The sequence below is a fragment of the Aequoribacter fuscus genome (assembly GCF_009910365.1).
In the GTDB taxonomy this organism is placed as follows: Bacteria; Pseudomonadota; Gammaproteobacteria; order Pseudomonadales; family Halieaceae; genus Aequoribacter; species Aequoribacter fuscus.
Window position 1 is genome coordinate 1,341,172 of sequence record NZ_CP036423.1, and the last position, 19,274, is coordinate 1,360,445.

Consider the following 19,274-nt stretch of genomic DNA (forward strand, 5'->3'; position numbering starts at 1 on the left):
CAAGGAATGCTAGGTGAAACAATTCCAAGGTACAGAACGATACGTCGCGACTGATGATTTGAGAATGGCGGTCAATGCCGCCGTAGCGTTACAGCGCCCTTTGTTAATCAAAGGTGAGCCTGGCACGGGCAAAACCATGCTGGCTGAAGAGGTAGCCGAAGGCTTGGGTATGCGTTTGATTCAATGGCACATCAAATCAACCACCAAAGCGCAACAGGGCTTGTATGAGTACGACGCGGTGTCACGCTTGCGTGACTCGCAGCTCGGTGATGATCGCGTTCACGATATTGCCAACTACATCAAGAGAGGTAAGTTGTGGGAAGCGTTTGCCTCTGATGAGCAAGTCGTCTTGTTGATTGACGAGATTGACAAAGCCGATATTGAATTTCCCAACGACTTGTTGGTGGAACTCGACCGTATGGAGTTTTTCGTCTACGAAACCGGTGAAGTGATCAAAGCTAAACATCGCCCAATCATAATTATTACCAGTAATAACGAGAAAGAACTGCCCGATGCGTTTTTGCGTCGCTGCTTCTTCCACTTTATCAACTTCCCCAATCGCGACACCATGCGCGAAATTGTGGATGTGCACTACCCGGATATCAAACAAACGCTGGTTAACGAGGCGCTCGAGGTTTTCTTCGATGTGCGCGACATCCCCGGGCTCAAGAAGAAGCCTTCAACCTCGGAGTTAATTGATTGGCTGAAATTACTCATGGCCGACGATATTCCTGACGAAATTTTGAAAGATCGCGATCACACCAAAGCAATTCCACCATTGTACGGCGCCTTGCTTAAAAATGAGCAAGATGTGCATTTACTCGAGCGCTTAGCGTTCATGCATCGGCGCGAAACTCGCTAGTAGCACTTTATGTTAATTAACTTTTTTCAAGGCTTACGTGACGCAGGGGTTCCCGTGACAACGCGGGAGCTTCTTGACCTGTTAGAGGGCATGAGACGCCATCTGGTGTTCGCTGATATGGATGCCTTTTACTTTTTCAGCCGCACGTGTTTGGTCAAGGACGAGAAATACTTTGACCGTTTTGATCGAGCATTCAGTGCCCACTTTAAAGAGCTCGAAAGTCTCGATGGCATTATCGAGGCCATGATCCCAGACGATTGGCTGCGCAATGAGTTCATGAAGAACCTGACTGAGGAAGAAAAGGCTAAGATTGAGTCTTTGGGCGGTTTGGAGAAACTGATTGAAGAGTTTAAAAAACGCCTAGAAGAGCAGAAAGAGCGTCATGAGGGCGGCAACAAGTGGATTGGGACCGGCGGGACTTCGCCTTTTGGTCAGCAAGGCTACAACCCCGAGGGCATGCGTGTAGGCCCGAACGGCGGTCAGAAAAAAGCCTTAAAAGTTTGGGATCGACGTGATTTCAAAAATCTAGACGACAGCGTTGAGCTTGGTACTCGCAACATAAAAATGGCCCTGCGTCGCCTGCGCAAGTTTGCGCGTCACGGCGCGGCCGAAGAGCTTGATCTGGACGATACCATTCGATCAACGGCTCGAAACGCAGGCTTGCTGGACATTAAATTGGTGCCCGAGCGTCACAATGCGGTCAAAGTTCTTATATTCTTTGACGTGGGTGGGTCAATGGATCCACACGTGCGGGTGTGCGAAGAGTTGTTCTCTGCGGCTCGAACCGAGTTCAAGCATCTAGAATTTTTTTACTTTCACAACTTTATCTACGAAAGTGTCTGGAAGAACAATATTCGGCGCCACAATGAGCGTACGGCACTATTAGATGTCATGCATAAATACAGTCATGACTACAAAGTGATTTTTGTGGGGGATGCCGCGATGTCTCCCTATGAAATCGTGTCCCCGGGCGGTTCGGTAGAGCACTGGAACGAGGAGTCTGGCGAAGTTTGGATGCGTCGTCTGCGTGACACTTATGAGAAAGTGATTTGGATTAATCCGACACCTCAGGCGGAATGGGAATATACGCAATCAACGGCGATTACTCATAAGTTACTCGAGGGCCATATGTATCCTCTTACGCTAAAAGGCTTGGAAGAGGGTATGTCTTACCTGTCCAAATAATAGGCAATTAGCGCGGCGGTAATGGCCACGTTTAACGATTCCACGCCGTTATGCATGGGAATTCGGACTTTGGCCTGACATCGCGATGCAATGTCGGGCGCTACACCCTCACTCTCGTTGCCTAAGACAAACACCGCTTTTGCAGGTATGTGTTCTTCAAAAAAATTAGATTCTGTGTGACTGCTGAGCGTGTAGCAGGTAAACCCTAATCCCAGTAATGCATCGAGTGCTTCGCTACTGGAGGTGCACCGCAGGACGGGGGCGTGGAATAATGTGCCTGCGCTGGCTTTTGCTACCAGCGGACCTAGTGGCGCACAGCCACGCTCGGGTACGATCACCCCAGTAATGCCGGCAGCCGTAGTTGAGCGCAGGATCATTCCCAAGTTTTGGGGATTCGTCACTCGGTCCAAAAGAATAAGTCTGCAGGTCTCTTCACTGGTCGACTGCAAAAATACCGAGAGATCGTTGAAGGCTTGGCACTCGACGTCTAATGCGACACCTTGGTCTTGCTTTTTATTTTTTGAAATTCGCGCCAGCGCGTCCCTGTCGTGAAACCTTACATCGCAGCCTCTTTTTTCCGCTAACGCGATCAATCGGTCGAGTTTGTCTGATTTTTGGTTAGAGTCCGCAAGATGCAGCACTTTAGGCCGCAGTTGAGCATCCTGTAAGCAAGCCTCTACCGGGTTGCGCCCATACACGGTAAGCCAACGCCTCAAAGCCTGTTTTTTTGTTTGGTAATCGGTAGAATCTCGCATCAGCTATCTCTCTATACGCGGAGCGATGCTACCTTATAATACGATTGCAATCGAGTCAGGAGGGGAAGTGGAACTCATTTTGTATCACACCAGTGGGTGCCACTTGTGCGAACTGGCAGAAGACGTGGTCGCCAAGACCGTCTCTGCAGGCGCTGATATTCAGCTGACATTGGTTGATATCGCTATCTCCGATGATTTGATGGGGCGATATGGTTGGACGATACCTGTTCTAGCCAAGGGTGCGTCGGAGCTTAACTGGCCTTTCGATGTCGCTAAACTCCAGGCGTGGCTGGCGAATCTGCCTTAGCGCTCAAGTACCCACACGGACCGCTAACACGTCGCAGCTGGCGCCATGTAGAACACCGTTCGCAGTGGATCCCATCAGCAGGGCAAGGCCGTAGCGTCCGTGCGAACCCACGACGATTAAATCGGAACCCAGTTCTTCTGCCATCTGGTGGATTTCAACTTCCGGTCGCCCAAAGACCGTGTGTTGGTTGGCGCCGTCGACGCTATAATCCGTCCCTACTTTGGCTAATTGAGCCCGAGCTTGATCGCTAATCTCCTCTTGGATGCCCGAAAAATCCATGGGGATGTCACCGCCGTAGGCAAAACTCAGCGGCTCGATGACATGAATTAGGTGAACTTCTGCAGCTTTTTCTGCAGCCATGGCGCAACCGCGATTCACGACTTGAAGGGATTCTTCGCTGAGGTCGATCGCGATAAGGATTTTTGTGTAATTAGACATAGTCTTTCTCAAATGGCAGGTGTATTAAAACTATCGCACTTCGCGTGTTTGGAATCAATTACTGATATCATCGCTCGATGATTCAGATCAAGGACTTGGTATGGCGTTTTGGATAATTGTCGGCGTGGTGTTAGTGGCCTTGGCGCCACTTTCTCACTTCTGGCCCAGTAAGCAGCAGCGTAGGCTGGCGCATATCCGCGAACAGGCTGCCCTGCTGGGTTTATACGTCGAGCTGCGAAAACTGCCCGTGCACCGAAAGATCGATAGTTACATTCCTGCTGACGATCGCCGTTATTGGGTTTACTACGGGTTACGCTGTTCGCAAAAAGTGAAACTCCCAGTTGGATCGTGGTTGCGTACCCCGGATGGGTGGTTCGCCCTGACGGGCGACAGCGACTTGCCAGATGCCCTGGTCGCGTTACCGGAGGGGCTCGACGTCGTCTCTAGCACACCAGGTAGCGTGGGTTTTTTCTGGCAAGAACGCGGCGGTGACGAAGTGCTAAAGCACGCCGCGCAGTGCTTGAAACAGGCGGTAGCGAGTGCCTCAACGTTGTTAGATGAGTCCGAACAAGCTTCGACAAAATTGTAACTAAATCAGTTTTTTGCTTGACCGCGGGCTTTTGCATCACTATATATGGCCACCCTTAGGCGTGTGAAACGCAAGCAATCAAGCGATCCTTGAAGGAGAACTATGGGTAAGGCACTGGTCATTGTCGAGTCGCCAGCAAAAGCCAAGACGATTAACAAGTATTTGGGCAATGATTTTATTGTTAAATCCAGTGTTGGCCATATTCGTGATCTGCCGACCTCTGGCAGCGCTGCGTCATCTACCAATCCAAAAGAGCGAGCGGCTCAGGCGGCTAAGACTCGCAAGATGTCAGCCGAAAAAAAAGCTCAGTACCAAAAAAAGAAAGCGCATGACCAGCTCATCAGACGAATGGGTGTCAATCCTGACAAAGATTGGGAGGCGCATTACGAAATTTTGCCGGGTAAGGAGAAAGTGGTTAACGAGCTCAAACAGCTCGCAGCAAAAGCTGACACCATTTATTTGGCGACGGACTTGGACCGTGAGGGGGAGGCCATCGCTTGGCACTTGCAAGAGGCCATTGGTGGGGATCCTGAGCGTTACCGCCGCGTGGTATTTAACGAGATCACCAAATCGGCCATTCAAGAAGCGTTTGAACACCCGGGATCCTTAGATATTGCTCGCGTGAACGCTCAGCAAGCTCGCCGATTTTTAGACCGGGTTGTGGGTTACATGGTCTCGCCGCTGCTATGGGCCAAAATAGCGCGTGGCTTGTCGGCAGGTCGAGTGCAGTCTGTGGCGGTGCGGTTGATTGTTGAGCGCGAGCGCGAAATCAGAGCGTTTGTGCCGGAAGAATTTTGGGAGATTCACGCCGATTTGTTGTCATCAGCCGAAGAGCAGACGCGCTTTGAGGTTCGCAAATATCAAGGCGAGGGCTTCCGACCGCGCTCTGAATCAGAGGCGATGGCTGCTGTTGCGACGCTGCAAACAGCTCGTTATGCAGTTAAAGCGCGCGAGAGCAAGCCGACTCGCTCCAAAGCGCCGGCCCCTTTCATCACGTCGACATTGCAGCAAGCGGCGAGTACGCGTTTGGGGTTTTCTGTGAAGAAGACAATGACCTTGGCGCAGCGGTTATACGAAGCCGGGCACATTACCTACATGCGAACCGATTCGACCAACCTCAGCGCAGAGGCGGTCAATGCCTGTAGACGTTATATTGAAACGAATTTTGACGCACCTTATCTGCCCGCAAAGCCTAAAAGTTACAGCGCACGCGAGGATGCTCAAGAAGCGCACGAAGCTATCCGACCCTCGGATGTCTTTGTCCAGCAGACACAGCTCAGTGCAATGGAGCGCGATGCACAGCGACTCTACGATTTGATCTGGCGCCAATTTGTGGCTTGCCAGATGCCGGCGGCGGAATATCTCTCGACAACCTTGACGGTCGAAGCCGCGGGCTTTGAATTGAACGCAAAAGGGCGTGTGGTGGTTTTTGATGGTTACACCAAGGTGCTGCCGCCGGCTGCCAAGAAAGGTCAAGAAGATGTCGTGTTACCCGATTTAAAAGTCAACGATTCGCTCAGTCTGGCCAAGCTGGATCCTTCGCAGCATTTCACCAAACCAACGCCGCGTTACGGCGAGGCCAGTTTAGTGCGAGAACTGGAAAAACGCGGCATAGGTCGCCCCTCGACCTATGCCTCTATTATCTCGACGATTCAGGATCGAGGGTACGTTAAGCTCGAGAACAAGCGGTTCTACGCAGAAAAGATGGGCGATATTGTCACACAACGTCTGCAAAGCAGCTTTGACGATTTGCTGGACTACGGGTTCACCGCGGCAATGGAAGAGCGTTTGGATGACGTGGCCAAAGGCGAGTTAGATTGGCGGGCATTGTTAGACCAGTTTTACGCGGACTTTAGCGATCGTTTGGAACAAGCCGGCGCGCCTGACCCCGACGGCATGCAGGCGAATGCGCCCACCATGACTGACATTCCCTGTGAGCAATGCGGCCGGCCTATGCAAATTCGCACGGCGGCTACCGGTGTGTTCCTGGGGTGCTCGGGGTATGCTCTGCCGCCCAAAGAGCGGTGTAAGCAGACCATTAATTTGGTGCCAGGCGACGAGGCCATCAGTGCCGATGCCGACGATGAAGCAGAGTCTCGCTTACTGATCAGCAAGCGGCGGTGCCAGTTGTGCAATGCCGCAATGGACAGCTACTTGATCGATGAAAAACGGAAACTCCACGTTTGCGGTAACAACCCTGATTGCTCGGGCTTCGAGGTAGAGCAGGGTCAGTTTAAGATCAAAGGTTACGACGGTCCGGTAATCGAATGCGATAAATGTGGCGCCGATATGCAGCTCAAAACAGGGCGTTTTGGTAAATATTTTGGCTGCAGCAGTGACAGCTGCAAGAACACGCGCAAGCTACTGCGCAGTGGCGAAGTGGCGCCGCCTAAGATTGATCCGGTGCCAATGCCCGAGCTCCAATGTGCCAAAGTAGACGATCACTACGTGCTTCGGGACGGCGCTGCCGGCCTGTTCTTAGCCGCTTCTCAGTTCCCTAAAAACCGCGAGACGCGGGCGCCACTCGTGAGTGAGCTAAAGCCCCATCGCGAAGAAATAGCCGCTAAATATCATTATTTGCTGGACGGGCCGGAGCATGACGATGAGGGCAACCAAGCGCAAATACGGTATAGCCGAAAAACCAAAGAGCAGTACTTGATGACCGAAGTCAATGGTAAGGCGACGGGTTGGCGTGCCCATTTCGAAGGGGGCCGCTGGGTCGAGAGTTTGGGTAAAAAATAAACGCATGAGTAGCTGTAGAGGCTTAGTAAACCACAGTCTGTATTGCGCGAGGGTGCTGTTGGAGGCGTGGCAGCGCGATCGCGAGGCTCAGCATTTGGGTGCAAGCGTCTTGCAGGATGCGTATCAGCCCGCGCTTAAATACCATCTTGGTCGCGCATACGGTTATCTCCTGCTTGAAGGTGCGGGTCATGCCGATGCGCCGAAAGACGCGCCCGTTTCGATCGCTGAGCTTCCAGAGCCCGCGAAAGGCAAGGTGCTACCTCAGACCGTCCAGGCGATGGCGCGCGAAGAATCGGGTATTTTGCAGCCCCTGTATGCGAATTTAGGAGCTCAAAACTTGGGCGGTGTGCGCAGCAGCTTGAACTTGGCCGCTCAGTCTCAGGGCCCTGATCATCGTGATTGGCATGGCGTGTATACTTTTTTGCAAAGCTCTGCCAGTGCCATTCGTGATGTCCTCGATGAATGCTAGCTGGGTTTGAGTTTGGCGCCCGGGGCTCCCCCCTGTTACACTAGGCGCGCAACTAAATCGAGGATCTGTTTTGCCATCGTCTTTTCTGGAAATTGCTGAACTTGCCAACGGCGACATCGTATTACAACGTGCCGATGAATCGGGTAAGTCAGAGCCCCTTGTTACGATTACCTTTTCCGACGAGAGCGCGGCCTACATGAATGACCAAACGCTTGAAGTCGCCAAGGTGATGATCCAAGCAGGTATTCAAGCTGTCGCAGCCATATCGGAACAAGTCGAGGCGGAAGAGGCTGCAGCCTCTGCCCCCCGAGTTATTCATTAGCGTCGAAGTACCCCAACACTCAAGCCTTCGATCGCAAAGGCTTGATCGCGCAGGTCAACAACAATGGGCTCGTAGGCTGGGTTTTCGGCGATGAGCCTCACGGTGTGTCCGCCCGCGGGTTTATCTAGGCGTTTTACTGTTACTTCGTCTTCAATACGGGCAACAACAATTTGCCCGTTGCGCACATCGCTGGTGCGTTTGACCGCCAAAAAATCACCGTCAAGAATGCCTACGTTGATCATAGAATCGCCGCGAACTTTCAAGAAATAGTCTGCGGGCGGATAGAAAAAATCGGGTGGAATGCTGATGTGCTCCTCGATATGTTCTTCGGCCAGAATCGGGCTGCCTGCGGCAACGCGCCCAATGACCGGTAGCCCAAAGGTCGCCTCTGGAAGCTTAATGCCGCGCGATGCGCCTGGGATCATCTCGATGGCGCCTTTACGCGCCAGGGCCTTCAGGTGATCTTCAGCGGCGTTGGCTGATTTAAAGCCCAAGGAGCGCGCAATGTCGGCTCGCGTAGGAGGCATGCCAGTGCTTTGCATGTGGCCTTTAATAAAATCGAGGACTTGCTGCTGGCGCTGGGTGAGCTTGATCATAACGACCCCTGTGTATTTTTCCAGTAACTGGTATTATATACAGCTGTGGGCGTGACGCAACTCATTGTATACACTAGGCGTTGAATCAGGGTGAGGATCAGATGTTGAGTTATCTAGAAACATTGCAGTCATGGACCGCGCAGCACGCATGGGCAGAGGCGGCGCTGTTCGCAATATTGGCCTTGTTGGGGTATCTGATTCTGAGCGTGGTCCTGGGGCGACTCGCTGCTACTTCGCAGGCGACCCGCCTGGGGTGGGATGACGTTATCGTCAATGCGATCAGTCCACCGGTGCGTGTTGCCTACCTTGGGCTCGTGGTGTTTTTTGCGTGGCAATGGGTGCCCAAACAGTGGTTGCCTTTTGCGCAAGAGTGGCTTGCCTGGTCGCCGCAATTGGCCTTGATTTTGATTATTGCGTGGGCTTTGCACCGCTTGATTGTGGGTGTAGAGGCAGAATATGTCCGGGTAAAAGCAGAGGCTTTGGATTCAACCTCGGTGGCAACCATTCATGCGATTGCCAAGCTGACGCGTGTGACTCTGTGGATTTTAGTCGCGTTGACCGCACTGCAAGCGCTTGGCGTTAGTGTATCTGGTTTACTGGCGTTTGGTGGTATTGGCGGTATCGCCGTCGGTTTTGCCGCAAAAGATCTGCTGGCGAACTTCTTTGGGGGTATGAGTATTTACCTTGATCGGCCGTTCGCGCCGGGTGATTGGATTCGCTCTCCAGATCGCGAGATTGAGGGTACGGTAGAGGATATTGGTTGGCGTCTAACGCGCATTCGGACCTTTGATCAACGACCTTTGTACATTCCCAACTCGGTTTTCAGTCAAATAGCGGTTGAAAACCCATCGAGGATGTTTAATCGCCGCATTTACGAGACGATCGGTGTTCGTTACCAAGATTCCAGCGTGGTGCGTGATATTGTGAATCAGGTGCGTACGATGTTGCAAAATCATCCCGATATCGATACCAACAAGACCCTGATTGTAAATTTCAACCACTTTGGTGCATCGTCCTTGGATTTCTTCATCTACACGTTCACGAAAACCGTGAATTGGGTCGAATACCACGGTGTCAAAGAAGATGTGTTGTTAAAAGTGTTGGATATTGTTCACGCGGCAGGCGCCGATGTGGCCTTCCCCACACAAACCCTACACGTCGACTCTATCGCTGGTCTTGAGCCACTTGTTCGGCCAGAACCCAGCGCTTGAAATCTACGAGGTTCTCGTCCTCGATCCGAGTGATGCTGATAATCAAAGCCATTGCCGGGTGGTCAATGTAGTGGATTTCCCCGCTTCGCATGCGTCGAGTTTGCTGTAAAGCAATCGCGTGGCGAAACGGGTAGGGGGTTTCGTCGTCGGCGAGGCTATTGGGTAAGTTGGAATCCGGACGGTTGCGCTCTACGTAGCGGAATTTCTGGCCTATGCCCGCTTCTAGCAGCCAGTCAGGCCTGCCCATTGGGGTAATTTCTTGTAGCTCGCTGTCCGTGGTTGCGATTCGTTGGCCGCCGACCGGTAAGCCGCGATGTTGAATGGGATTGGCCGGTTGAGGGGGGGCGGGCATCTGCCATTCGGGTAAGTAGTGTCCGTCCGTGTTCAGCCACAGATTGGTTTTGATATGCAGGTAGCGCGACACATAGACGGTGATATCGCCCTGTAGTTCGGGCCAAGCTTGACCTTGCGAGGCGGAGTCTATGCGAACGGGTAGTGTTTTGGTCTCATCTTGCAGTTGTTCGGCCCAGCGTAAATAGTGACGAACCTCATAGTCGTCGCTGTTTTCCAATTGTTGCTTAGCGCGCGCCAATTCTGGGGTGAGCGTTCGAGTATCCTGGCCTAGCCAGACATGTGTAACCGCCAGGGGTGTCGTTGCATCGACCGGCGCTTCGCTACTGATCATAGCGTCAAGGCGATTTGGGTTGTCTCTGGGTATAACGAACATGCGCTCACTGGAAAACGAGCTGTACCCCAAGCGGTAATCTAAGCGATTGGTTTCACTCTGCAGTGCTGGGTCGTATAAATCGCTTGGGCGGTACTGAAACAGTGATTCATCTATCCCAGGCCACGGCGAATTGGTGGGCGATGACCAGTCGATTTCAAAGGTCCCTGCTGGTGTCTGTGTCGTTTCGACTTGGTAAACGGTCTGCAGTTCTTTGCTGACGTCTTCTGAGGGTTGAAGGCGCCAGCGCTCGGCGGCCACCAAGTTGGGTTTGAGCGGCCATGCTTCGCCGCTCAAGGCGTTGGGGTTGTTCGAGGTCAGAACCAGAATCTCAATTTGGAACCAGGTTTTTTCGGGCTCGGCATCGTCTTGTGCGGTGACCCCGGAGGCGCTGATGGCAAAGCCCAACGCGGCCCAGACGGGCAGCAAGGCGCGTAAAATCGTAGCCCTTTTACAGGGCCGGTGAGGTAGCATCATGCCTAGGCTGCGGCTCGCGTTTGGGTCAGCTGTTTGCATAGCGTAATAATAAAGTCTGCGCGGTCTCTTGGCGATGTTAATTCGCACTGGAACTTCAATTTATTGGCGCCCGCGAGCTGATAGCGTTTAGGGTCTTTTTGCACCATCGTCACAAGATTGAGTGGGTCCACTTTGGTGTTGTCCATAAACTGCAAACTGCCGCTGGTTTCCCCAACGTCAACGCTGCTAATACCCGCTTGCTCGGCTTCGATCCGAACCTCGGCACTGATGAAGAGTGTTTTGACCGGTTCGGGCAGTAATCCAAAGCGGTCGATCATTTCAACTTGCAAATCACGCAATTGTTGCTGTGTTTGAGCAGCACCTACACGTCGATAGAGAACAAGGCGTGTATTGATATCGGGCAGATAGTCTTCGGGTATGAGCGCCGAGCTGTGGAGATTGACCTCGGACCCTTGTTCAAGCGGGGTGTCGACGTTCGGGAGTTCGCCGCGTTTGAGTGCAGCGACGGCGCGCTCTAGCATTTTTAGATACAGAGAGAAGCCCACACTGTGTATTTGTCCGGACTGATCGTCGCCCAATAATTCGCCGGCGCCACGGATTTCAAGATCTTGCGTTGCCAGTAAATAGCCTGCGCCCAAGTCGCCAGCAGCCTCGATGGCTTCAAGACGTTTTTCGGCGTCTTTGGTCAACCCTGAGCGAGGCGGGCACAATAGGTAAGCATAGGCTTGGTGATGCGATCGTCCGACGCGGCCACGCAGCTGGTGTAACTGCGCCAAGCCCAATCGATCCGCGCGATCCATAATAATCGTGTTGGCGTTGGGGACGTCGATGCCAGTCTCGATAATGGTCGTGCACACCAGAATGTGAAAACGCTGGTGATAAAAGTCCGACATGATGCGCTCAAGTTCCGTCTCGTGCTGCTGGCCATGTGCGACAGCAACCTTCAGGTCGGGTACCATGGCTTGCAGTTTGCGGGCCGTCTCTTCGATCGTTTTGACCTCGTTATGCAGGTAATACACCTGGCCGCCACGCAAGGTTTCACGCAGGATGGCCTCTTTGATCATGCTGGTGTTGTGCTCGCGCACGAAGGTTTTAATCGACAAGCGCTTGGCGGGGGGCGTGGCAATGACCGATAAGTCGCGCATGCCACCTAGAGCCATGTTTAGCGTTCTTGGGATAGGAGTGGCCGTCAGAGTCAGAATGTCGACCTCTGTTCGAAGTGCTTTTAATGTCTCTTTTTGCTTCACGCCGAATCGGTGCTCTTCGTCAATAATCAGAAGACCGAGGTCTGCGAACTTCACGTCGGGCGACAGTAATTTATGCGTGCCTACCAAAATGTCGATTTTGCCGGACGCGAGGTCCGCCATGATGGCTTTGTTTTGACTGGCGCTATTGAAGCGTGAGACCACCGCGACTTTGACATCCCAACCGGCAAAACGGTCGCAAAACGAATGGTAGTGCTGCTGTGCAAGCAAGGTCGTCGGCACAAGCACAGCAACTTGCTTGCTGTTGTGGCTCGCGATAAACGCCGCTCGCATTGCCACCTCGGTTTTGCCGAAGCCCACGTCGCCGCAGACCAGTCGGTCCATGACTTTTTGTGCGCACATGTCGTTTCGAACCGCCTCAATAGCCAGCGCTTGGTCTGGTGTTTCTTCAAAGGGGAAGCCAGAGCAGAAGCGTTCGTAGTCTAGGGGGTCAAGCTCATGCGCGAACCCCTTGCGGGCCTCGCGTCTTGCGTAGACTTCAAGCAATTGAGCTGCGACGTCAGAGGCGCGCTCACTGGCTTTTTTACGGGCTTTTTCCCATTGATCGGAACCCAGCCTGTGAAGGGGTGCTGAGTCACCGTCGGCACCTGCGTAGCGTGAGATTAGGTGGAGCGAGGCAACCGGAACATAGAGTTTTGCGCCCTCGGCGTAAATTAAGGTAATGAATTCGTTGGTCTCGCCGGCTACTGATAGCGTTTGCAGGCCTTCGTAGCGCCCGACGCCATGTTCCAAGTGTACTACGGGTGTACCTTCATGGAGCTCGTTAATATGACGAAAGGCCTCGTCGGTGCTGTGTTGCGTATCGCTGCGACGTCGGCGTTGCGCCACCTTTTGCCCATACAGCTGGGCTTCAGCGACTAAACAGGGCGCATCGGGGCCAAAATACATGCCGCGATCGATTGGGGCCGTGGCAATACCCAGTGTGACCGGGTTTGCCTCAAAACTCTGCCAGTCTTCAAAGTACTCTGCTTGGAGTCCAATTCGCTGCAGTGCATCGATGAGCGCTTCTCGTCTGCCTGCCGTTTCTGCCACCAGTAAGGTGCCGGCGCAATGTGTCTCAATCCAGCGCTTTAACGGTTCGACGGGTGAGGTGCTGGCCTCGGAGATGAAGCTGGGCAAAGGTTTTGAGTCGGTGTTGAAGTGCACCGGTGCGTCGGGGTTGCGTCTGAGTTCGAGGGTCGCAAAGCGCTTAATCTGACCATAGAATTCATCCACCGGTAGAATAATCCTTTGCGGCGGCAGTAAGGGTCGACGCGGATCGATGCCGTATTCTTCGTGGCGCTCCACAACATCTTGCCAGAATCGTTGACTCGATTGGTGGTGGTCCCCGACGGTCACCAATGCTGTGCCCTCGGGCAAGAAGTCAAATAAGCTGGCAGTTTGTTTGAAAAACAGTGGTAAAAAATACTCGGTGCCACCCGGTACTCGCCCGGCGAGTACCTCTCGATAAATAGGACACGCGTCGTGGTCGACGTCGAAGGCCTCGTACCAGTTCATCATAAACTGGTTTAGCGCGCCTTTGGTCAGAGGGAACTCGCGCGCGGGCAATAAGTCGATGCGTTCGATGGCTTCGATGGTGCGCTGTGTTTCTGGGTCAAAGGTTCGGATGGTGTCGACGTCGGCGTCAAAGGTGTCGATGCGATAAGGCACGGAACTGCCCATTGGAAATACGTCTAAAATGGAACCGCGCAGGGCGAACTCACCGTGTTCGTAGACCGTGTCGACGGCTACGTAGCCCGCGTTGAGCAGCTGTTGCCTGAAGGCAACAGCATCAAACTCATCACCAATGCCGAGCTGCAACGCATTGCTGGCGATGTAGTCGATGGGCGGGAGCCGGTGCATCGCAGTGGAGACCGGTACGATCAAAATACCGCGCGCCATTTTGGGTAGGCGATACAGCGTGCGCAGGCGCTCCGATACGATATCTTGGTGCGGTGAGAAGTGGTCGTAGGGCAGTATTTCCCAGTCAGGAAAACTCAGCAACTCGGTTTCCTGGGTTAAAAAGAAGGGGAGTTCGCGTTCCAGTGCAATCGCATTACTGGTGTCGGACACAAACACCACAATGCGTTCATGGTGGGAGGCAAGCTCTGCCACGCAACGCGCTTCGGCGCTACCATAAAATGGCCCAACAGCCGTGCGGGTACTGGCTTTGTCGGGCCAGGGCGAAGACGAAATTAAGTGTTTAAACATAGCGTGCCGAGTGTTGTAAGCGGTTTATCTGGGGCTCAGATTCGAGGTGGGTAGTGTAACGATCAATTGGTCTAATGCCCAGTGTTGGGTCTCAGCCCTTGCGCCTTTGCGGCGCTTACGCGGATAATACACAAATAACAAAACAATATTGAACATCTTATCCAAGACAGACTGACAGCTAATACAGGACCACACATGGCAGAGAGTAGAAAACGCAAACGCCCCGACGATTACTTTGGTGATTGGAAACAGCGCGAGGCGCTGGCCGAGGGTATGATTCCACTCGTTGGCGCATTGGCGCGCGAGAAAAATGTAAAGACTTATGTGTACGGTAAGTCGCTCGTGAATCAATCGGTGTTAGACATTATGCGCACCCATCGTTACGTGCGTCAGGTCGAAGAAAACGAGCTATCTGAGTTTGAAACGTATCCCGTCATCAAAGAATTGGCTGGGCTGAATCTGGGTCCGGCGCACATCGATGTGGGCCGCATTGCGGTGAATTATTTTGACCGTGGTCAGGGGCAGGGTTTGTCCGTTGAGGAGTATGTACAGCAAACTGTGCAGGATTTGGTTGGTGCAACCGACAAGCCTGTGGATCAACCCGTGGATGTAGTGCTGTATGGCTTCGGCCGCATCGGTCGTCTGGTTGCTCGAATTTTGATCGACAAAACCGATGGTGGTGCGGGATTGCGTCTCCGTGCGATCGTAACGCGCAAGGGTAAAGCCCCCAATGACCTCGAAAAGCGCGCGAGTCTATTGCGTCGCGACTCGGTACACGGCGCGTTTAACGGCACCATTCGCGTGGATGAGGAGCGTCAGAGCTTTGTGGCAAATGGCAACGAGGTGCGCGTGATCTACGCCGATGACCCCAGTACCATCGACTACACCGCCTACGGGATCAATAACGCGATCGTGGTGGATAATACCGGTGTTTGGAGAGATGAGGCCGGCTTGTCGCAACACCTGCGGAGTAAAGGTGTGGCTAAGGTCATTTTGACCGCACCGGGTAAGGGTTCGTTGAAAAACATCGTTGCGGGTATCAACAACGATATCATTGAAGATTCCGACACCATTATTTCTGCGGCGTCTTGCACCACGAATGCGATTGCGCCGCCGCTGAAGTGTATTGACGACCAGTTTGGCATCAAAGCTGGCCACGTCGAAACCGTGCATGCGTATACCAACGATCAGAACCTGATCGACAACTACCACAAAGCAGAGCGTCGCGGTCGCAGCGCGCCCCTGAACATGGTAATCACGGAGACGGGTGCCGCAAAAGCTGTGGGCAAAGTATTGCCGCAACTGGATGGTTTGCTGACCGGTAATGCGATTCGAGTGCCGACGCCCAATGTGTCGATGGCCATTCTGAACTTGACGTTAACGCAAGAGACGACCAAAGAAGAGCTCAATGAGTTTATGCGCAACATGGCGCTGCACAGCCCGTTGCGTAAGCAAATTGACTACTCCAACTCGACCGAAGTGGTATCGTCCGATTTTGTAGGTTCACGCCACGCCTGTATTTACGATGCCCAAGCTACCATTGTGAATGGCAATCAAGCGGTGCTGTATTTGTGGTATGACAATGAGTTTGGCTACAGCTGTCAGGTGCACCGTATTTTGGAGCAGATGGCAGGAATTAAGTACAAAACCTACCCCAAGGAAAATTGATCGGATAAATTGTCCGCATTAAGGATGTGGCGCTGGCGAAACCGATGCTACATCCGCTATAATGCGCCGCGACATTTATTGGTTGTTCGCGGCGCTTTTGGTTTTAAACCGCCTAAGTCTCGTGGGCACGACAATGATTAGTAAAACTCCCACGGAACTCTACGATGATTAAAATCAAACGGGGTCTGAACATCCCGATCCAGGGTACACCTTCTAGCACCATCGATGCCTTCGTGACTCCGCGAAATATAGGCGTGGTTGGACATGACTATCACGGCATGAAGCCGACCATGGAAGTGCGCGAAGGCGATACAGTCCAAAAAGGACAGGTGTTGTTCAGCGACAAGAAGACGCCAGGTGTGCATTACACTGCTCCTACTTCGGGCACAATCAGCGCGATTAACCGCGGTGCAAAGCGTGTGCTTCAGTCGGTAGTGATCGAAGTGTCCGATGCGCCTGGAATCGACTTTGGCGCTGTCACGGCGGATCAGGCGCGTGCTATGGGTCGTCAAGAGGTCGTCGATAAGCTCGTCGCTTCGGGTTTGTGGACTGCGTTGCGAACGCGTCCATTCAGTAAAGTCCCTGCCATTGATGCCGAGCCGGTTGCTCTGTTTGTCACGGCCATGGATACTCAGCCTTTGGCGGCTGATCCTACTATTGCGATCGCTGAGCAAGCCGAAGCTTTTGCGTTGGGCGTCGATGTGTTGGCCAAACTGACCAGCGGTAAGACGTATGTGTGTGCAGCTGCTGGCGCTAATATCCCGGCTGCCACCGCATCGAATGCGGAGCTGGCCACTTTTTCGGGTCCTCATCCTGCAGGATTGGTGGGAACCCATATCCACTTCTTGACGGGTGCGAGTGCCTCGCGTCAGGTGTGGCACATAGGCTACCAAGACGTTATAGCTGTTGGTCGCCTGTTCTTGGATGGGCAGCTTTACAGTGAGCGCGTTATCGCACTGTCAGGCCCAGCCGCCAGTAATCCACGGTTGGTGCGTACTCTTTTGGGCGCTGATCTTACAGCGCTGTGTGCGGGCGAGCAAAGTGCCGAGGAGTCGCGCTTGGTGTCTGGATCGGTATTAGGTGGTCGTAGCGTCAGTGGTGCGACGAGCTATTTAGGGCGTTACCACAATCAGGTGACCTTAATCGCAGAGGGTCGTGACCGAGCCTTTATGGGCTGGTTGTCGCCGGGTGCGAAGCGTCACTCCAATATGGGTATCTATATCACCAGTTTTTTTGGGACGAAGCCCTTGGCTATGACGACAAACACCAACGGTTCAGAGCGTGCAATGGTGCCAGTAGGTAGCTATGAACGCATCATGCCGCTGGATATTTTGCCAACCCAGCTGTTGCGCTCGTTGTTGGTGGGTGATACCGAAACGGCTCAGCAACTCGGTTGCCTAGAGCTGGACGAAGAAGATTTGGCGCTGTGTACCTACGTGTGCCCAGGTAAATACGAGTACGGTCCGGTGTTGCGGGACAACCTAACGCGTATAGAGCAGGAGGGTTAATCGGTGAGTTTGCGTTCGTTTTTAGATTCCATAGAGCCTAATTTCAAAGAGGGCGGTAAGTATCAAAATTGGTACGCGCTGTATGAAGCGGTAGACACGATTTTTTACTCGCCTAACCACGTAACTAAGTCGACCGCGCACGTTCGCGATGGTGTTGACTTGAAGCGCATCATGATCACCGTATGGTTCGCGGTGTTCCCCGCCATGTTTTACGGTATGTACAACTTGGGTTTCAATGCGAACGAAGTCATCGCAGCGGGTCAAGGTGCAGCCCTTGACGGATGGCGTGGCGCGATCCTATACGCCGTTGCTGGCAGTGACCCGAGCAGTATTTGGGATTGTTTTGTTTACGGTGCTCTGCACTTCTTGCCCATTTATTTCGTGACCTTTGCGGTTGGCGGTTTTTGGGAAGTGTTGTTTGCGATGAAGCGCGGCCACGAAGTCAACGAAGGGTTCTTCGTGACCTCCATTCTATTCGCATTGATTTGCCCGCCTGATCTGCCTTTGTGGCAAGCGGCCTTGGGTATTAGTTTTGGCGTTGTCATTGGTAAAGAAGTCTTTGGCGGCACGGGCAAAAACTTTTTGAACCCAGCGCTCACAGGCCGTGCGTTCTTGTACTTTGCCTATCCCGCACAGCTTTCTGGAGATGCTGTCTGGGTCGCTGTTGATGGGTACACGAGCGCGACACCACTGGCTTTAAATGCTATGGGAGGCGTTGACGCCATCACCCAACAGTGGACTTGGATGGATGCCTTCATGGGCGCTATTCCCGGCTCGATTGGCGAAACCTCTACTCTGATGGTGTTGATCGGCGGTGCAGTGCTGTTGATCACCCGAATCGCGGCATGGCGAGTTGTGGCCGGCGTGTTCTTAGGCATGTTTTTACTGAGCGGCCTGTTCAATATGATCGGCTCTGATACCAATCCGGCCTTCGCGACTCCTTGGTACTGGCATCTGGTGATGGGTGGTTTTGCCTTTGGCATGATGTTTATGGCCACTGACCCTGTATCGTCTGCGATGACGAACGGTGGAAAGTGGGCCTTTGGTATCTTGGTGGGTGTCATGACGGTATTGATTCGCGTGGTCAACCCGGCGTTCCCAGAGGGCATCATGTTGGCGATTCTGTTCGCTAACCTGTTCGCTCCTTTAATGGATCATTTTGTGGTGCAAGCGAATATCAAACGGAGGTTAGCGCGTGTCTAGTAAAGATGGCATCGGAAAAGTCATAGGCGTCGCGCTGGCGCTGTGCGTCGTGTGCTCGGTGGTAGTTTCTACCGCGGCGGTGCAGCTTAAGCCCGCGCAAGAGATCAACAAAACTCGCGACTTAAAGCGCAATATCTTACAGGCAGCAGGTTTGTACGATGCGTCACAATCGGTAGAAAGCCAGTTTGAAAGTATTTCGACACGCGTTGTTGACTTGCGCACGGGCCGGTTTACTGACGAGGTTGATCCCGCGAGTTTCGATCAGCGTTCGGCGTCGAAAGATCCAAGCAATTCAGCGGAATTAGACGATGAGCAAGATGTCGCGAAGATTTCTCGGCGTGAGCACTACTCACTAGTGTACCTAGTAGAAAATAGCGGTGCGATCGAGAAGATCATTCTGCCTGTACGTGGTTATGGCTTGTGGTCAACGCTGTACGGTTTTGTGGCGCTCGAATCCGATGCGAACACGGTCGTCGGTTTGGGGTTTTATGAACACGGTGAGACCCCCGGCTTGGGCGGCGAGGTCGACAACCCTCGCTGGAAAGCGTTCTGGCCCGGCAAACAAGTGTATCGTGATGGCGAAGTCGAGATTGCGCTTGCAAAAGGCGCGGTAGATCCTGCGAGCACAGATGCGCCATGGCGTGTTGACGGGCTATCAGGCGCGACCTTGACATCGCGTGGCGTAACAAATTTGGTTCAGTTTTGGTTAGGCGAGGATGGATTTCAGCCATTCTTGGCGAATTTGAAGGCGGGGGAGGCCTGA

The 19,274-nt window shown here is 53.1% G+C and carries 17 protein-coding genes; 12 read left to right on the forward strand and 5 right to left on the reverse strand.

What is annotated here, in order from left to right; genetic code table 11:
- The first annotated feature begins 64 nt into the window (after window positions 1–64).
- Window positions 65–862, forward strand: a complete 798-nt coding sequence (locus tag EYZ66_RS06005) for an AAA family ATPase (RefSeq protein WP_050793480.1) — start codon at window positions 65–67, stop codon at window positions 860–862.
- Between the two features lie 9 nt (window positions 863–871).
- Complete coding sequence (locus tag EYZ66_RS06010) at window positions 872–2,047, forward strand: vWA domain-containing protein (protein WP_040817822.1); 1,176 nt, start codon at window positions 872–874, stop codon at window positions 2,045–2,047.
- Here the strand turns inward: EYZ66_RS06010 and EYZ66_RS06015 are convergent.
- Window positions 2,032–2,802: a TrmH family RNA methyltransferase gene (locus EYZ66_RS06015; protein WP_009577134.1), complete on the reverse strand. Its 771-nt coding sequence runs from the start codon at window positions 2,800–2,802 to the stop codon at window positions 2,032–2,034. The genes EYZ66_RS06010 and EYZ66_RS06015 overlap by 16 nt on opposite strands.
- A gap of 67 nt (window positions 2,803–2,869) precedes the next feature.
- Here EYZ66_RS06015 and EYZ66_RS06020 point away from each other — a divergent pair, with 67 nt between their 5' ends.
- A complete protein-coding gene (locus tag EYZ66_RS06020; protein ID WP_009577133.1) occupies window positions 2,870–3,109 on the forward strand; it encodes a glutaredoxin family protein in 240 nt (79 codons plus the stop codon).
- 3 nt (window positions 3,110–3,112) lie between these two features.
- Here the strand turns inward: EYZ66_RS06020 and EYZ66_RS06025 are convergent, their stop codons facing one another.
- Entirely contained in the window at window positions 3,113–3,547 is a 435-nt protein-coding gene (locus EYZ66_RS06025; protein WP_009577132.1) for a universal stress protein, read from the reverse strand.
- A gap of 100 nt (window positions 3,548–3,647) precedes the next feature.
- On the opposite strand from EYZ66_RS06025, the gene EYZ66_RS06030 reads away from it, so the two are divergent.
- The 4 genes from EYZ66_RS06030 (at window position 3,648) to EYZ66_RS06045 (ending at window position 7,669) form a co-directional block, all read left to right on the forward strand.
- On the forward strand, window positions 3,648–4,136 hold the full coding sequence (locus tag EYZ66_RS06030) for a hypothetical protein (protein ID WP_009577131.1): 489 nt from the start codon (window positions 3,648–3,650) through the stop codon (window positions 4,134–4,136).
- A 102-nt stretch (window positions 4,137–4,238) separates the two neighbouring features.
- The gene (gene topA, locus EYZ66_RS06035; protein ID WP_160195620.1) at window positions 4,239–6,878 is read left to right on the forward strand and encodes a type I DNA topoisomerase; all 2,640 of its coding nucleotides are present in this window, start codon (window positions 4,239–4,241) and stop codon (window positions 6,876–6,878) included.
- 4 nt (window positions 6,879–6,882) lie between these two features.
- A complete protein-coding gene (locus tag EYZ66_RS06040) occupies window positions 6,883–7,347 on the forward strand; it encodes a DUF6586 family protein (RefSeq protein ID WP_139042628.1) in 465 nt (154 codons plus the stop codon).
- A 70-nt stretch (window positions 7,348–7,417) separates the two neighbouring features.
- Window positions 7,418–7,669 carry a hypothetical protein gene (locus tag EYZ66_RS06045; RefSeq protein ID WP_009576940.1) on the forward strand — a complete coding sequence of 84 codons (252 nt, stop codon included), beginning with the start codon at window positions 7,418–7,420 and terminating at the stop codon, window positions 7,667–7,669.
- Here the strand turns inward: EYZ66_RS06045 and lexA are convergent.
- Window positions 7,666–8,265: a transcriptional repressor LexA gene (gene lexA / locus EYZ66_RS06050; RefSeq protein ID WP_009576941.1), complete on the reverse strand. Its 600-nt coding sequence runs from the start codon at window positions 8,263–8,265 to the stop codon at window positions 7,666–7,668. The genes EYZ66_RS06045 and lexA overlap by 4 nt on opposite strands.
- Window positions 8,266–8,366: 101 nt before the next feature.
- Here lexA and EYZ66_RS06055 point away from each other — a divergent pair, with 101 nt between their 5' ends.
- Window positions 8,367–9,476, forward strand: a complete 1,110-nt coding sequence (locus EYZ66_RS06055; RefSeq protein WP_009576942.1) for a mechanosensitive ion channel family protein — start codon at window positions 8,367–8,369, stop codon at window positions 9,474–9,476.
- Here the strand turns inward: EYZ66_RS06055 and EYZ66_RS06060 are convergent.
- Both EYZ66_RS06060 and mfd read right to left on the reverse strand, forming a co-directional pair.
- Window positions 9,430–10,677: a CsiV family protein gene (locus tag EYZ66_RS06060; RefSeq protein WP_040817506.1), complete on the reverse strand. Its 1,248-nt coding sequence runs from the start codon at window positions 10,675–10,677 to the stop codon at window positions 9,430–9,432. The two genes, EYZ66_RS06055 and EYZ66_RS06060, sit on opposite strands and share 47 nt — an antisense overlap.
- 2 nt (window positions 10,678–10,679) lie before the next feature.
- Window positions 10,680–14,132 carry a transcription-repair coupling factor gene (mfd, locus tag EYZ66_RS06065; RefSeq protein WP_009576944.1) on the reverse strand — a complete coding sequence of 1,151 codons (3,453 nt, stop codon included), beginning with the start codon at window positions 14,130–14,132 and terminating at the stop codon, window positions 10,680–10,682.
- Between the two features lie 195 nt (window positions 14,133–14,327).
- Here mfd and EYZ66_RS06070 point away from each other — a divergent pair, with 195 nt between their 5' ends.
- The 4 genes from EYZ66_RS06070 to EYZ66_RS06085 all read left to right on the forward strand — a co-directional run bounded on the left by EYZ66_RS06070 (window position 14,328) and on the right by EYZ66_RS06085 (window position 19,274).
- The gene (locus EYZ66_RS06070; RefSeq protein WP_009576946.1) at window positions 14,328–15,800 is read left to right on the forward strand and encodes a glyceraldehyde-3-phosphate dehydrogenase; all 1,473 of its coding nucleotides are present in this window, start codon (window positions 14,328–14,330) and stop codon (window positions 15,798–15,800) included.
- Between the two features lie 164 nt (window positions 15,801–15,964).
- The gene (locus tag EYZ66_RS06075; RefSeq protein ID WP_009576950.1) at window positions 15,965–17,308 is read left to right on the forward strand and encodes a Na(+)-translocating NADH-quinone reductase subunit A; all 1,344 of its coding nucleotides are present in this window, start codon (window positions 15,965–15,967) and stop codon (window positions 17,306–17,308) included.
- Window positions 17,309–17,311: 3 nt separating this feature from the next.
- Window positions 17,312–18,511: an NADH:ubiquinone reductase (Na(+)-transporting) subunit B gene (locus tag EYZ66_RS06080; protein ID WP_160195621.1), complete on the forward strand. Its 1,200-nt coding sequence runs from the start codon at window positions 17,312–17,314 to the stop codon at window positions 18,509–18,511.
- Window positions 18,504–19,274 (forward strand): Na(+)-translocating NADH-quinone reductase subunit C, encoded by a 771-nt coding sequence (locus EYZ66_RS06085; RefSeq protein WP_009576953.1) that lies wholly within the window; start codon window positions 18,504–18,506, stop codon window positions 19,272–19,274. Before EYZ66_RS06080 ends, EYZ66_RS06085 begins: the two co-directional genes overlap by 8 nt.

What these genes read in the sequence shown, in the direction of transcription:
- EYZ66_RS06060 (WP_040817506.1), bottom strand. Translation starts at nt 10,677, where the DNA reads ATGATGCTACCTCACCGGCCCTGTAAAAGGGCTACGATTTTACGCGCC.
- EYZ66_RS06010 (WP_040817822.1), top strand. Translation starts at nt 872, where the DNA reads ATGTTAATTAACTTTTTTCAAGGCTTACGTGACGCAGGGGTTCCCGTG.
- topA (WP_160195620.1), top strand. Translation starts at nt 4,239, where the DNA reads ATGGGTAAGGCACTGGTCATTGTCGAGTCGCCAGCAAAAGCCAAGACG.
- EYZ66_RS06055 (WP_009576942.1), top strand. Translation starts at nt 8,367, where the DNA reads ATGTTGAGTTATCTAGAAACATTGCAGTCATGGACCGCGCAGCACGCA.
- EYZ66_RS06030 (WP_009577131.1), top strand. Translation starts at nt 3,648, where the DNA reads ATGGCGTTTTGGATAATTGTCGGCGTGGTGTTAGTGGCCTTGGCGCCA.
- mfd (WP_009576944.1), bottom strand. Translation starts at nt 14,132, where the DNA reads ATGTTTAAACACTTAATTTCGTCTTCGCCCTGGCCCGACAAAGCCAGT.
- EYZ66_RS06005 (WP_050793480.1), top strand. Translation starts at nt 65, where the DNA reads ATGGCGGTCAATGCCGCCGTAGCGTTACAGCGCCCTTTGTTAATCAAA.
- EYZ66_RS06040 (WP_139042628.1), top strand. Translation starts at nt 6,883, where the DNA reads ATGAGTAGCTGTAGAGGCTTAGTAAACCACAGTCTGTATTGCGCGAGG.
- EYZ66_RS06025 (WP_009577132.1), bottom strand. Translation starts at nt 3,547, where the DNA reads ATGTCTAATTACACAAAAATCCTTATCGCGATCGACCTCAGCGAAGAA.
- EYZ66_RS06015 (WP_009577134.1), bottom strand. Translation starts at nt 2,802, where the DNA reads ATGCGAGATTCTACCGATTACCAAACAAAAAAACAGGCTTTGAGGCGT.
- EYZ66_RS06070 (WP_009576946.1), top strand. Translation starts at nt 14,328, where the DNA reads ATGGCAGAGAGTAGAAAACGCAAACGCCCCGACGATTACTTTGGTGAT.
- EYZ66_RS06075 (WP_009576950.1), top strand. Translation starts at nt 15,965, where the DNA reads ATGATTAAAATCAAACGGGGTCTGAACATCCCGATCCAGGGTACACCT.
- lexA (WP_009576941.1), bottom strand. Translation starts at nt 8,265, where the DNA reads ATGATCAAGCTCACCCAGCGCCAGCAGCAAGTCCTCGATTTTATTAAA.